Here is a 12541-nt window from a genome sequence, read left to right on the forward strand (position 1 = left end):
GCTCCGGGCCCCATCGCTTCGGTCATCAGTTTTCAAGGAGTTCCCGCATGGGCAACAAGCTTTACGTCGGCAATCTGCCGTATTCCGTTCGCGATGGCGATCTCGAACAAACTTTCAGCCAATTCGGCGCCGTCGTCAGCGCCAAGGTCATGATGGAGCGCGACAGCGGCCGCTCCAAAGGCTTTGGTTTTGTGGAGATGGCTTCCGAAGCCGAAGCCCAGGCCGCTATCAACGGCATGCATGGGCAAGATATGGGCGGCCGCAGCCTCGTTGTGAACGAAGCACGCCCGCTGGAGCCACGCCCCCCGCGCAGCGGCTTTGGCGGCGGCCAGCGTCCCGGCGGTTTCCGCAGCCCCTACGGCGGCAATCGCGGTGGCCAGCAAAACCACGACAGCTATTAATCATTGAGCGCCTGCCTGCGCCAGCCCTGATCGCGGCTTGAGCCGCGCAGGCACAGCAGAAAAAACCGGCTTGAGGTTCGCCTTCAAGCCGGTTTTTTATTTTTAGATCAACAGAAAATCCACTTCACCCCTATAAAGCCGAAACAAGTGGATTTTGTTTCTTATTGAATTGTAATTTTGCTACGCCTGCGCCGCGCGCTCCGCAACACGGGCGCACAGGCGTTCATAGACCAGCGGGGCCACGAAAGAGGCCACCTCGCCGCCCAGGGTGGCGATCTCGCGCACGTAGGTGCTGCTGACGTATTGGTACTGCTCCGATGGCGTCATGAAAATGGTTTCCGCCTCCGGCATGAGCTTGCGGTTCATGCCCGCGAGCTGGACTTCGTAATCAAAATCCATCACCCCGCGCACGCCCCGCACCATGACGTGGGCGCCTTGCTGGCGCATGAAATCGCACATCAGGCCATCAAAGCTGTGCACGCTCAGATGGGGCACATCGGCCAGCACCTGGCGCGCCATCTCCATGCGCTCGGCCAGGGTGAACAGGGTTTTCTTGTGGTGCCCGGCGGCCACGGCGACGATGAAGCGGTCGAACATGCGCGCAGCGCGGCGGATCATCTCCTCGTGGCCGCGCGTGATGGGGTCAAACGTGCCGGGGAAAACAGCCAGGGTGGCGGCAGAGGGCATGGCAAAAGTCCTTTGGGCGGAAAGAGAGAAACACCCCTGCGTCAGGGCACACAGGCGGGCCTTGTGCAGCGGCGGGCAGCGCCATCGGCGCGGCGCTGGTAATGCACGAAATCGAAGCGCACGGGCGCGCCGCCCGCCTGCAACGGCCCGTGCTGGGGGTGGCGGGACATTTCCACGAATGCGCTGCGATCCCAAGTGGGAAAGACGGTATCGCCCTGCACCTGCGCCGCAATTTCCGTCAAATACAAATCGCTGGCCTCGGGCAATGCCAGGGCGTACAACTGCGCCCCGCCGATGACGAAAACGGTGGGCGTGCGCCCGGCCATGGCCGCATCGGTCTTGACGGCCAGGGCGCTGGCCAAGCGCCGGGCCTGACCCCAATCGGCGGCAAGGTAAGCGCCTGGCGGCAAGTCCAGCGGCTGCGAGGAGAGCACCACGTGGGGCCGACCGGGCAGCAGGCCGGGCAGCGACGCCCAGGTGCGGCGGCCCATCACCATGGGCCAACCCATGGTCTGGTTCTTGAAGTAGCGAAAGTCTTGCGGCAAATGCCAAGGCATGCCGCCCTCGCGCCCGATCACGCCATTGGCGGCAACAGCGGCAATCAGGGCAAGGCGCACGGGGGCAAGAGTCATAGGCGAGAAAGCGCGGGCGCGGGGCTGTGGTTCTGAGAAGGGCGCAGAGCATACTGCAACAGCGCCCTGCGCTCGGGCGCATTCGAGGCGCAACACGCTCTATGATGCCCCGTTGTTCTTCCCCTTTGTTTGACTGAAAACCATGCCCAAGCGCACCACGTATTTCGTCTCCGACGGCACCGGCATCACCGCCGAAATGTTCGGCAACGCCATCCTGGCCCAGTTTGATATGGATTCGCGCAGGGTGCGCCTGCCGTTTGTGGACACGGTGGACAAAGCCCATCAGGCCATCCGCCAGATCAACCACAGCTTTGATCTGGACAAGCACAAGCCCATCGTCTTTACCACGCTGGTCAACCCCGAAGTGCAAGAAGTGTTCGCCCAACATTGCCAGGCGCTGGTGATGGACATGTTCGGCCGCTTTGTGCGCCCGCTGGAGGAGGAGCTGGGCATCAAATCGCACCACCGCGTGGGCCGCTTCACCGATATCAGCAAAAGCAAGGAATACTCCGACCGCATGGAGGCCATCAACTACACACTGGCGCACGACGACGGCCAATCCAACACCGATCTGGCCAGCGCCGACGTGATCCTGGTGGGCGTGAGCCGCAGCGGCAAAACCCCCACCAGCCTGTACCTGGCCATGCAGTATGGGCTGAAAGTGGCCAATTACCCGCTGATTCCGGAAGATTTCGAGCGCCGCCAACTGCCCGCCGCGCTGGTGCCGCTGAAGAAAAAGCTCTTTGGCCTGACCATCCTGCCCGAGCGCCTTTCGGAAATCCGCAACGAGCGCCGCCCCGGCTCGCGCTACGCCAGCCTGGAAAACTGCCGCATGGAAGTGCACGAGGCCGAAAGCATGATGCGCCGCGCGGGGGTCAGTTGGCTCTCCACCACCACCAAATCGATTGAAGAAATCTCCACCACCATCTTGCAAGAGCTGCTGCCCGGGCGCATGGCCGTGCAGTGACGCCCCCACGCGCTCGGCCCCTTGATCGCGCGGCCTATACTGCGCGGCTCGATTCAACCCGCCGTCCCGCCATCGTCCATGCGCCGCTGCTTGTCGCCCCCAGCGCATGGCCGACCAGCCAGCCTTTGCCACCGCTTTGCGCCAGCGACGGCCCACTCCACCGCAGAAAGGCTGCCTCTCATGCTCCCCTCCCGCCCCCTCTCCCACCTCTGCCGTCTGGCCCTCATCGGCTGCACTTTTGCCCTGGGCGCGGCCCAGGCCGCAGGCGAGAGCAAACCGCTCAAAGTAGGCGTCATCCCCGTCGTCGCCAACGCGGCAACGGAAGTCGCCATCCAGCAAGCCAAGGCCCAGGGCCTGGAGGTGCAATTGGTGGAATTCAGCGACTGGGTGCTGCCCAACACCGCCGTGGCCGATGGCGCGGTGGATGTGAACTTCTTCCAGCACGCGCCGTTCTTGCAATTGTTCAACCAAAAGCAAAACGCCCAGCTCACACCCATTGCCTACGGCTATTCGACCACCATGGGCCTGTACTCCAAAAAGCTGAAAAAAGGCGACGCCGTGCCCGAGGGCGCCACCATTGCCATTCCGTCGGACCCCGTCAACGCCGCGCGCGCCTTGCTGCTGCTGCAATCGGCCGGGCTCATCACGCTCAAGCCCGGCGTGACGACCCAAGCCAAGCTGGAAGACATCACCGCCAACCCGAAAAACATCCGCATCGTCCCCATCGAAGGCGCACACGCCGCGCGCTCTTTCGATGACGTAACCGCCTCCGTCACCTACGCCACCTTTGCCAAGCAGGCTGGCATTGCCGAAACCGACGGGCTGTTCTTCGACAACACCGACGCCGAAAACCTGCGCCGCTACGCCATCCGCTGGGTGACCAAACCCGAGCGCGCCCAAGACCCACGCATCCTGCAATTCATCGAGATTTACCAGCAAAGCCCCGAGGTGCGCGCCACGCTGCGCAAACACTATGGCGAGCTGATCGACTTCCCCTGGCTGCAAAAGTAAGCGACAAAATTACACATCAAAGGAAATAACAAAATCCTCTCACGGCATGAAGATATTGCCACGAGAGGATTTTTTATCAACCTTTGATTTAAAAAATTTCACCCGACCCGGAAAATCCAAATGAAACGCCCACAAGCCAGCGCATCTTCACGCCCTTCCCCGCTTGCGGGGGAGGGTTGGGGTGGGGGTGTGCGCCCGCCAGGGCGCTGAGCACAGGCTCTGGCGCATCAGCCTCACCCCAGCAAAGCCAGCTCCTGCTCGCCCAGCCAGCGCCATTGGCCGGGGGCCAGATCGCTTGGCAGGCGCAGGCCGCCGATCTGGCTGCGGTGCAACGCCTCGACGCGGTTGCCTACGGCGGCGAGCATGCGTTTGACCTGGTGGTATTTGCCCGCGTGCAGGGTCAGGCTGATGTGGGTGGGGGCGTGCTGCTGCACGGCATCGGCGCGCACTTGCTCGTGTTGGGCGCGGTCGCGCAACGTCACGCCGTCGAGCAAAGCGGCGATGGCCTGGGGTGTGACCGGGTGGCGGGTGTGGACTTCGTACACCTTGGGCACCGCATGTTTGGGCGAGCTGAGGCGGTGGATGAAGCGCCCATCGTCCGAGAGCAGCAGTAGGCCGGTGGTGTCCTGATCGAGTCGGCCAATGGCTTGCACGCCAGCCTGGCCGCCTTTGACGGGGCGCTGGCGCAGCGGCGCGGGCAGCAGGGTATAGACGCTGGGCCAGGCCGAGGGTTTTTGCGAGCATTCCACCCCGGCTGGTTTGTGCAGCATCACATAGGCTTTGGCGTGGCAGGGCCAGATCTGGCCTTGCACGTTCAGGCGCAGGGTTTCGGGCTGCTGCACCCACAGCGCGCCGTCGCGTACGTCCTGCCAGGGGCCTTCGCCCTGGGCGATGCGCACATGCCCGCCCTGGATCAGCCCCCAGCACACGCGCCGCGTGCCAAAGCCCTGGGTGTAGAGGATTTCTGCCAGCTCGCAGCCGGGCATGCCGCGCACATCACTCATGCCACCGGGCCCTCACGCTTCATCGGCCTGGACTTGGTAGAACTGACGGATGCACTCCCAGGCGTCTTCGGGCGTGTCGCTGTAATGCACCAGCTCCAAATCTTCGGGGGCGATCATGCCTTCTTGCGCCAGCATCTCCAGGTTCAGCAGGCGCTTCCAGTACTCCGAGCCAAATAGCACGATGGGCACGCGCTTGGCTTTGCGTGTTTGCACCAGGGTGAGCACTTCAAACAGCTCATCGAGCGTGCCAAACCCGCCGGGGAACACCACCAGCGCCTTGGAGCGGATGAGAAAGTGCATTTTGCGCAGCGCAAAGTAATGGAATTTGAAGCTCAGCCCCGGCGTGATGTAGCGGTTGCCGCTTTGCTCGTGCGGCAGGGTAATGTTCAGGCCCACATTGAGCGCACCGGCTTCAAACGCGCCACGGTTGGCCGCCTCCATGATGCCGGGGCCGCCGCCCGTGCAAATCACGAAGCGATCCTGCACGGGCAGGGATTCGCAGGCGCGCGCCACCAGGTTGGCGAACGTGCGCGCGCTCTCGTAATAGTGTGCATTGCGCGCATTGCGCTCGGCCAGGGCCAGGGCTTGGGCATCGCCGCTGGCGCGCGCGGCGTCGAGCTGCCGCTGCGCCGTTTGCGCATCCAACACGCGCGCGCCGCCAAACACCACCACCGTGTGGTGCACGCCACGCGCTTCTTGCTCCAGCTCGGGCTTGAGCAGCTCCAACTGAAAGCGGATGCCGCGCGTTTCCTTGCGTGAGAGAAATTCGGGGTCATCAAACGCCAGCCGGTACGACTGCGGTTGCAGGGCCTTGGGGTTCAAGTCCTGCGCACCGATTTCTTCAATCGAATGGGTCAGGGTTTCGCTGATGTGCGGCGGAATTGCTCTCATGGATGCCTCGCAATGTAGGGGTGAATGGTTCGGGATGAAATCAAGTAGGCTCTTGCGCCGGGGCGTGCACACGCTCGGCCATGGCCTCGCCCATGCGGATGGCTGCGCCAGGCTGCCAGCGCGGTTGCCAGCGCAGCGGCACATCGGGCGGCATCAGCACGATGACGGTGGAGCCGAGCTGAAAGCGCCCCATCTCCTCGCCCTGGCGCAGTGCCACCTCCGCATGGCCCTGCGCGCCGTATTGCCAGTGGCGGATGGCGCCGGGGCGCTCGGTATTGACCACGCCATGCCAGCTTGTAGCCATGCTGCCCACAATCGTGGCGCCCACCAGCACCAGCACGAACGGCCCCTGCGGCCCCTCGAACCAGCACACCAGCCGCTCGTTGCGGGCAAAGAGGCGATCGAGCCCCTGCGCCGTGGCCGGGTTGACGGAATACAAATCGCCCGGCACATGGCTCATGCGCAGCAGGCGGCCATCGCAGGGCATGTGGATGCGGTGGTAATCACGCGGGCTGAGGTACAGGGTGGCGAAATAGCCATCGGCATAGATGGCGGCGCGCTCGGGGTCGGCCAGCAGCTCGGCGGCCGTGTAATCGCGCCCTTTGGCCTGCACGATGCGGCCTTGCTGCACGCGCCCGAGCTGGCTGATGGCGCCATCGACGGGGCAAATCCAATCGCAGCTCGCCAGCGGCCGCGCACCGGGGCGCAGCGCGCGCGTGAAGAAATCGTTGAAGCTGGCGTAATGCTCGGGCTGCGGGTGCAGCGCCTCGCTCATATCCACCCCATAGCGTTCGATGAACCAGCGGATCATGGGCTGGGCCAGCCAGCGCTGCTGCGACGAAGCCACCACGCCCGCCAGGCGGGTCACACTGCGACGGGGAAGGATTTTTTGGAAAAACAACGACATGCGCGAGACCTGGGCCGCCAAGCAGCCTGCTGAATGGAGAAGGGCCTGCCAAGGCGGGCATTAGAGCGTGTTATGCACTTTTCGCCCCCCGCGAGAGCGCCCCGGCGTGTGCAGTGCAAGGCGCCGTCCCCGCCGCAGCCTGGCGGGCTGCAAGGGGGCGGCAACGCCGCAATGCGCATGCCGGGGCGCTCTCCCTTCGGGCTGGCCCCAAAACCATGCACTCGCCGCGTTGGCCCGCTTGCCAAGGCAGCCAGCCTTGGCGGCGCGCGCCGCCTTGCGATTACACGGTTTTGGGGCCAGCGCGGGGGAGCGCAAAGTGCATAACACGCTCTAGGGGTTGTTCAAAACGGTGTCAACGCCCCAAACCGCCAGCGCGCACTGAAGGAAAGGCCCGCTTGGCACTGCGCCCGGTGCGAAGCGGCGCATTGTAATCGTCGGTTTTTCAGGGGCCGTGGCACCTCTGCGGCCGGGAAGTCACCAGGCAAAGGGAGCAGGCCCGCGCTTGGCCCGCCTCCAGCCAATGGACGAATTGCAATTCATTATAAAAATATCTTCAACACTACCATGCCAAAAGCAGGTGATTTCATTTCCTTTGATATATAAAATAAAACACCTAATCGGCCACCCCTTCACCCAACCATTGCGTGATCGCCTCTGCCGAAGCCTCGCGCAGCGCGTGGTTGTTCTGGCCCGACCACAAGGGGGAAAACTCGCCCGAGCCTTGCGCCTCGGCCCGCTCGCGCAGGGGCGCAATGCCGCTGGCGGCCAGCGGAAAGGCGGGGATGGCCGCTTCTTGCGCTTGCAGCGCTGTGATGGCGCGGTTGCGGATGCCACGCGCCGCGCCGCCGGTAAAGGCGCGGGTCAGCACGGTGTGGCGCGCCGCCGGGCTGCGCAGGGCCTGGCGGTGCAGCGCGCTGGTTTGCGCCTCGTCGGCCAGCAAATAAGCGGTGCCCGCCTGCACGCCCGCAGCCCCCAGCGCCAGGGCGGCGCGCACTTCGCGCGGGCTGGCGATGCCGCCTGCGGCGATGACGGGCAAGCGCACGGCATCGACGATTTGCGGCACCAGGGCAAAGGTGCCCATTTGCGCGCTCACATCCAGGCTGAGAAAGTGCCCGCGGTGGCCGCCCGCCTCCAGCCCTTGGGCGATGATGGCATCGGCCCCATGCGCTTGCAGCCATTGCGCCTCGGCCACGGTGGTGGCGCTGGCGAGCACGCGCGCGCCCCAGCTTTTGACGCGCGCCAGCAGCTCGGGCGCGGGCAGGCCGAAGTGAAAGCTGAGCACGGGCGGGCGAAATGGCTCGATGGCATCGGCCAGCGCGGCGCTAAAGGGCTGGCGGCCCGATTGCAGCGGCGGCGGCGTTTGCGCCACGCCCAGCTCCTGGTACAGCGGCGCGAGCGCGGCGTGCCAACGCGTTTGCGCTTCGGCGGTGATGGCCGGCTCGGGGTGGCAGAAGAAGTTGAGGTTGAACACGCCCTGCGGCCCCAGCGCCTGGCGCAAGGTGTGCAGGTTGTGCGCCAGCGCTTCGGGGCCGAGCATGGCGCAGGGCAGCGAGCCGAGCGCGCCCGCGCGGGCCACGGCCAGCGCCAGGCGCGCGTCTTGCACGCCCGCCATGGGGGCCTGGATCAGCGGCAGGCGCAGGCCAAGGGTGCGGAAAAAATCATGCATGAGGGGGGGTTCCCGAGGGGGGGAGAGCGTTGTTTTCGGCCAAGCCTATACACACCAATGCAAATTAAATACATTGATACAATTGCCGAAACATGGCAATTTTATTTCTTTTTGAAATGTAAAATCATGGGACACGCAGCTCCTGCGTGACCTGCACCAGCTCATCGAGCTTGCGCCGCGCCGCGCCGCTGTCGATGGCTTGGCGCGAGAGTTCCAGCCCCTGAGCGATGTCGGCAGCGCAGCCTGCGGCGTAGAGCGCAGCAGCAGTGTTGAACAGCACTATGTCGCGCGCCGGGCCGCTGTGGCCTTCGAGCACGTCCAGCAGCATGCGCTGCGATTGCTCGGGCGTTTCCACGCGCAGCGCGCGGGTGCTGGCCATAGCCAGGCCAAAGTCTTCGGGGTGGATTTCGTATTCCAGCACCTGGCCGTTTTTCAGCTCACCCACCATCGTGGCCGCGCCCAGGCTGATTTCGTCCAGCCCGTCGCGGCCATAGACGATGAGGGCGTGCTCGGTGCCCAGGCGCTCCAGCGCGCGCACCTGGATGCCCACCAAATCGGCGTGGAACACGCCCATGAGGATGTTGGGCGCGCCGGCCGGGTTGGTCAGCGGACCGAGGATGTTGAACAGGCTGCGCACGCCCATTTCCTTGCGGATGGGGGCGACGTTTTTCATCGCCGGGTGGTGGTTGGGCGCAAACATGAAGCCGATGCCGGTGCGCGCCAGGCATTGGGCGATTTGCGGCGGCGTCAAATCAATGCACACGCCCAAGGCTTCGAGCACGTCGGCGCTGCCGCTTTTGCTGGAGACGCTGCGCCCGCCGTGCTTGCTGATCTTGGCGCCCGCGGCCGCAGCCACGAAGATGGAGCAGGTGGAGATGTTGAAGGTGTGCGCGCCATCGCCGCCCGTGCCCACGATGTCCACCAGATGGGTGGTGTCGGCCACTTCGACCTTGCGCGAGAGTTCGCGCATCACGGCGGCGGCGGCGGTGATCTCGCCAATCGTTTCCTTCTTCACGCGCAGGCCGGTGATGATGGCCGCCGTCATCAGCGGCGAGATTTCGCCCTGCATGATCAGGCGCATCAAATGCAGCATTTCATCGTGGAAGATTTCGCGGTGCTCAATGGTGCGTTGCAGCGCTTCTTGGGGGGTGATAGGCATGGCAATGGGCGGGCCGCAGCGGGCCGCAAAGAGGTCAATCAGAAAAGGCCAGCGCGGCGCATCGCCAGCCGAAACGGCGGCGAATATACACTTGGCCCCCGCCGCCATAGCCCCGCCGCCATACGCTGCCCATAGCCCCCGCTGCACCCATTGCCCGCCATGACGTTCAAGCGCCTCCTCTTTCTTGCCGCCCTGCTGGCGCTGCTGACCGGGGCGGGCCTGCTATGGCAGATGCGCCAGCAAGGCATGGAGCTGCGCTTCACAGCGGAGCAATTGCAGCAAGCCTTGGCCGCTCGCCCGCCCATTCACAAAGCCTACGGGCCGCTGGAGCTGACGCTGCAAGATCCGCGCGTGAGCTTGAGCGAGCGCAGCACCCGCATCCGCGCCCGCCTGCGCGTCAACGTTGCCGTGCCGTCTCTGGGCCGTTCCTGGCAAGGCGATGTGGAGGCCTCCAGCGGGCTGCGCTACGAGGCCGCCGAAGGCGCTTTCTACCTCAACGCCCCGGCCATCGAGCGCATCAGCGCGCCAGGCATGCCCGAGCGCTACGCCACGCTGGCAGGGCAGGCGGCCTCTTCGGCGCTGCAACGGTTGTATGCCTTGCGCCCGGTGCATGTGCTTGAGCCGACTGCCAAAGGGCTGGCCACACGCATGCTGCTGCGCGAGGTGCATGTTCACAACGGGGCACTGGTGGCCAAATTGGGCATACCCGATATTTCAAATCAAGAATAAAATTCGATTATTTGAATTAATGCCGAAAATAGGCATTTTCTTTTCTTTTGATTTATAAAAAATGCCACCTTCCATGAAAAAACGCTGCGGGCGCACAGGCCCGCAGCGTTTTTTGTGATGGCCGTTGCAGCACACCGGGGTGCAGCAACGGCTATTTTCAGCGCGCCTGGATGCGCGTGATCTGCCCACTGTCGGGGTGGCTGGCCGGGCCGCTGTTGACCACGTACACGCCCTGCCCGCCCACGCTGATGTGGTTGGGTTGCGGGCCGCTGGCCCAGTTGCCCACCACTTGGCCCTCTGCATTCAGCGCTGCAATCGTGCTGCCCGCGCGGTTGACCACATACGCCAGGCCGCTGGCCGGATCAAACGCCACGTTCAACGGGCTGGCGCCGACCAACGCACGGTGCAGCAGGCGGCCCGTGGCGGCATCCACGATGGCCACATCGTCCGAGCCTTGCGACGCCACAAACAGGCGGCCACTGCGCGCGTCATAAGCCACGCCCGAGCTGCCGGTAACGCCTTCGATGGCAAACACACGCTCCACGCGCTGGCTCTTGGCATCGATCACCGCCACCTCGCCCGTGCTGCTGACAGCAAACAGCTTGCCCGAGGCGGCATCCAGCGCCAGGCTCATGGACGCAAAGCCGCGTGCAGCCGCGCCGCGCAACGTGCTCTGGATTTCTATCGTCCCCGCCTTTTGCATCGTGCGCGTATCAAACACCTCGATCTTGGGTGAAACGGTGGAAACAAACGCCTTGCCCAAGCGCCCATCGATCACCACATCGCGCGGATGCCCCACCGATTGCGGCGGCAGTTGTTTGAGCAAGCGCAAATCGGACTGGCGGTACACCGCCACCGTGTTCTGGCGCGTGTTGCTCACCCACACCGTGCCGCGCGCATCGTCCACCCCCACGCCATACACCGCAAACACGCCACCGGGTTGCATCTTGCCCTCCCGGTCTTTGCGCTCAGGCGCTTGCGCGGGCGTGATGCGCGCGAGCACTTGCAGGCTTTGGGCATCGAGCTTGACCAGCTCCGACTGCGCTACCGGCGGGCGACCTGCCGCGCGCGTGACAAACACCGCTCCACTTTTGGCGCTATAGGCCGACTGGTACAGCCCGCCCTCGGCCACCTTGGCGCTTTGAAGGGCAAAACGCTCCTGCCCACTGGCCGCCAGCTTGGGCGAAACCTTGAGCGCAACCACCATCGCCGCATTCGGGCCAGTGGCGCTGACCACCACCGGATGGCGGCCAGGCTGCGCCTGCGCGGGGATTTGCACCGGCACGCTGAACTTGCCCTGGGCATCCACTGCCACTGGCGCGGCCAAAGGCTGGCCCTCGTAAATGAGCGTCACCATCTGGCCGGGTTTGAACTGGCTGCCATTGATGGGCACCACATCGCCTGCATACACCACTGGCGCACCCGCGCGCGCCTGGCCGGTAAAGCGGTTATCGACAGCCGCGAACTGCGCCAGCGTGCGCGGTTGCTCAGTGGGCGCAGCCTGGAGGGCCACCACTTGCGCCTGTTGGGGCGCCTGCGCCACAGGTACCGTTTGCGAGCCACAAGCGCTCAACGCAGCAGCCACTACAACGCCCATAGCCCAGCGGCCGGCCCATGGGGAACGGGTACGGAAATGCAAATGCATAAAAGAACTTTCAAAAAAACGGCCCACAGGCCGCCAAGAGTGAAAAAACCGGCCATCGCCGGCAGGGCAAGAGGATACTATTCAAAACCATTCTCAATCACTTGACGCATCGCTCGCCTTGCAAGCGCCCGCTCAAAACCTTGGCGCGTGCAGGAAACGCGTACATGCGCTTTGCGCCGCTCTTTGAAGGCACATCGGGCCAGCGCCTGCGCAGCCGCAGCGGCCCGGCAAGCTCCCTACAATCGCCTTACCCTCTCGCTCTGCCAGCCCATCGCCATGACCGCCGTGCCTCCCCAGGCCCCTAAAACCCCGCGTGCAACGCCGCCTGAACCCGCCCAAGCGCCTGCCACCGCCCACACTCCGGCGCGCAAGCCGCGTGCCCTGCCGCACACCAACCCGGTCATGCGCACGCTGCTGCATCTGCTGGCGCTGCTGTGCCTGGCGCTGGGCATCGTGGGCGTTTTCGTGCCCGGCCTGCCGACGACGGTCTTCATCCTCATCGCCGCCTGGGCCGCGGCGCGCAGCTCGCCGCGCACGCACGATTGGCTGCTGGGACATAAAACGTTTGGCCCCACTTTGCGCAATTGGGAGGAAGGCGGCCTGGTCAGCCGCAAATCCAAATGCACCGCCAGCCTGGTGATGGCCGCCAGCGTGGGGGTGATGTTGCTGACCAATATGCCCAAGCCCGCCATTGCCTTCACAGCCGTGTGCCTGGCCTGCGTGGCCATCTGGCTGTGGCTGCGGCCCGAGCCGCCTTCGGATGCGATGTAGCCGCGCAGCAGCCTCCGCGCTAAAGATCCATCACAGCGCGCCAAACATCCAATCAAAGTAAAAATAGATTT

Annotated in this window: 13 protein-coding genes; 5 read left to right on the forward strand and 8 right to left on the reverse strand. The window is 64.5% G+C overall.

What is annotated here, in order from left to right; genetic code table 11:
- Positions 1-47: 47 nt before the first annotated feature.
- Complete coding sequence (locus EBQ26_RS09755; RefSeq protein WP_122238829.1) at positions 48-401, forward strand: RNA recognition motif domain-containing protein; 354 nt, start codon at positions 48-50, stop codon at positions 399-401.
- A 180-nt stretch (positions 402-581) separates the two neighbouring features.
- Here EBQ26_RS09755 and coaD read toward each other — a convergent pair whose 3' ends face one another.
- On the reverse strand, positions 582-1088 hold the full coding sequence (gene coaD / locus EBQ26_RS09760) for a pantetheine-phosphate adenylyltransferase (protein ID WP_122238830.1): 507 nt from the start codon (positions 1086-1088) through the stop codon (positions 582-584).
- 41 nt (positions 1089-1129) lie between these two features.
- A complete protein-coding gene (locus tag EBQ26_RS09765; RefSeq protein WP_238944289.1) occupies positions 1130-1720 on the reverse strand; it encodes a dihydrofolate reductase in 591 nt (196 codons plus the stop codon).
- A 142-nt stretch (positions 1721-1862) separates the two neighbouring features.
- On the opposite strand from EBQ26_RS09765, the gene ppsR reads away from it, so the two are divergent.
- Positions 1863-2687 (forward strand): posphoenolpyruvate synthetase regulatory kinase/phosphorylase PpsR, encoded by an 825-nt coding sequence (gene ppsR, locus EBQ26_RS09770; RefSeq protein WP_122238831.1) that lies wholly within the window; start codon positions 1863-1865, stop codon positions 2685-2687.
- Positions 2688-2867: 180 nt separating this feature from the next.
- On the forward strand, positions 2868-3698 hold the full coding sequence (locus EBQ26_RS09775) for a MetQ/NlpA family ABC transporter substrate-binding protein (RefSeq protein ID WP_122238832.1): 831 nt from the start codon (positions 2868-2870) through the stop codon (positions 3696-3698).
- A 233-nt stretch (positions 3699-3931) separates the two neighbouring features.
- Here EBQ26_RS09775 and EBQ26_RS09780 read toward each other — a convergent pair whose 3' ends face one another.
- From EBQ26_RS09780 to trpD, 5 genes are all read right to left on the reverse strand, one after another.
- Positions 3932-4702, reverse strand: coding sequence for a 16S rRNA pseudouridine(516) synthase (locus tag EBQ26_RS09780; RefSeq protein ID WP_238944290.1), 771 nt, complete (start codon positions 4700-4702; stop codon positions 3932-3934).
- 12 nt (positions 4703-4714) lie between these two features.
- Entirely contained in the window at positions 4715-5593 is an 879-nt protein-coding gene (locus tag EBQ26_RS09785) for an LOG family protein (protein ID WP_122238833.1), read from the reverse strand.
- Positions 5594-5633: 40 nt separating this feature from the next.
- Entirely contained in the window at positions 5634-6500 is an 867-nt protein-coding gene (gene asd, locus EBQ26_RS09790) for an archaetidylserine decarboxylase (RefSeq protein ID WP_122238873.1), read from the reverse strand.
- A gap of 613 nt (positions 6501-7113) precedes the next feature.
- A complete protein-coding gene (locus tag EBQ26_RS09795) occupies positions 7114-8166 on the reverse strand; it encodes an NAD(P)H-dependent flavin oxidoreductase (protein ID WP_122238834.1) in 1053 nt (350 codons plus the stop codon).
- A gap of 124 nt (positions 8167-8290) precedes the next feature.
- Positions 8291-9325 (reverse strand): anthranilate phosphoribosyltransferase, encoded by a 1035-nt coding sequence (gene trpD, locus EBQ26_RS09800; protein ID WP_122238874.1) that lies wholly within the window; start codon positions 9323-9325, stop codon positions 8291-8293.
- Between the two features lie 159 nt (positions 9326-9484).
- Here trpD and EBQ26_RS09805 point away from each other — a divergent pair, with 159 nt between their 5' ends.
- On the forward strand, positions 9485-10054 hold the full coding sequence (locus EBQ26_RS09805) for a DUF1439 domain-containing protein (protein WP_122238835.1): 570 nt from the start codon (positions 9485-9487) through the stop codon (positions 10052-10054).
- Between the two features lie 157 nt (positions 10055-10211).
- On the opposite strand, the gene EBQ26_RS09810 is transcribed toward EBQ26_RS09805, so the two are convergent.
- Positions 10212-11651, reverse strand: coding sequence for a YncE family protein (locus EBQ26_RS09810; RefSeq protein ID WP_122238836.1), 1440 nt, complete (start codon positions 11649-11651; stop codon positions 10212-10214).
- Between the two features lie 324 nt (positions 11652-11975).
- On the opposite strand from EBQ26_RS09810, the gene EBQ26_RS09815 reads away from it, so the two are divergent.
- Positions 11976-12470: a YbaN family protein gene (locus EBQ26_RS09815; RefSeq protein ID WP_122238837.1), complete on the forward strand. Its 495-nt coding sequence runs from the start codon at positions 11976-11978 to the stop codon at positions 12468-12470.
- Positions 12471-12541: the final 71 nt, after the last annotated feature.

This window comes from Allofranklinella schreckenbergeri, assembly GCF_003703475.1.
GTDB classification, from domain to species: Bacteria; Pseudomonadota; Gammaproteobacteria; order Burkholderiales; family Burkholderiaceae_C; genus Lampropedia; species Lampropedia schreckenbergeri.

Bases quoted from the DNA above. Each gene is read 5' to 3' on its own strand.
- ppsR (WP_122238831.1), top strand. From the start codon at position 1,863: ATGCCCAAGCGCACCACGTATTTCGTCTCCGACGGCACCGGCATCACC.
- coaD (WP_122238830.1), bottom strand. From the start codon at position 1,088: ATGCCCTCTGCCGCCACCCTGGCTGTTTTCCCCGGCACGTTTGACCCC.
- EBQ26_RS09780 (WP_238944290.1), bottom strand. From the start codon at position 4,702: ATGAGTGATGTGCGCGGCATGCCCGGCTGCGAGCTGGCAGAAATCCTC.
- EBQ26_RS09795 (WP_122238834.1), bottom strand. From the start codon at position 8,166: ATGCATGATTTTTTCCGCACCCTTGGCCTGCGCCTGCCGCTGATCCAG.
- EBQ26_RS09805 (WP_122238835.1), top strand. From the start codon at position 9,485: ATGACGTTCAAGCGCCTCCTCTTTCTTGCCGCCCTGCTGGCGCTGCTG.
- asd (WP_122238873.1), bottom strand. From the start codon at position 6,500: ATGTCGTTGTTTTTCCAAAAAATCCTTCCCCGTCGCAGTGTGACCCGC.
- EBQ26_RS09775 (WP_122238832.1), top strand. From the start codon at position 2,868: ATGCTCCCCTCCCGCCCCCTCTCCCACCTCTGCCGTCTGGCCCTCATC.
- EBQ26_RS09810 (WP_122238836.1), bottom strand. From the start codon at position 11,651: ATGGGCGTTGTAGTGGCTGCTGCGTTGAGCGCTTGTGGCTCGCAAACG.
- EBQ26_RS09785 (WP_122238833.1), bottom strand. From the start codon at position 5,593: ATGAGAGCAATTCCGCCGCACATCAGCGAAACCCTGACCCATTCGATT.
- trpD (WP_122238874.1), bottom strand. From the start codon at position 9,325: ATGCCTATCACCCCCCAAGAAGCGCTGCAACGCACCATTGAGCACCGC.
- EBQ26_RS09765 (WP_238944289.1), bottom strand. From the start codon at position 1,720: ATGACTCTTGCCCCCGTGCGCCTTGCCCTGATTGCCGCTGTTGCCGCC.
- EBQ26_RS09755 (WP_122238829.1), top strand. From the start codon at position 48: ATGGGCAACAAGCTTTACGTCGGCAATCTGCCGTATTCCGTTCGCGAT.
- EBQ26_RS09815 (WP_122238837.1), top strand. From the start codon at position 11,976: ATGACCGCCGTGCCTCCCCAGGCCCCTAAAACCCCGCGTGCAACGCCG.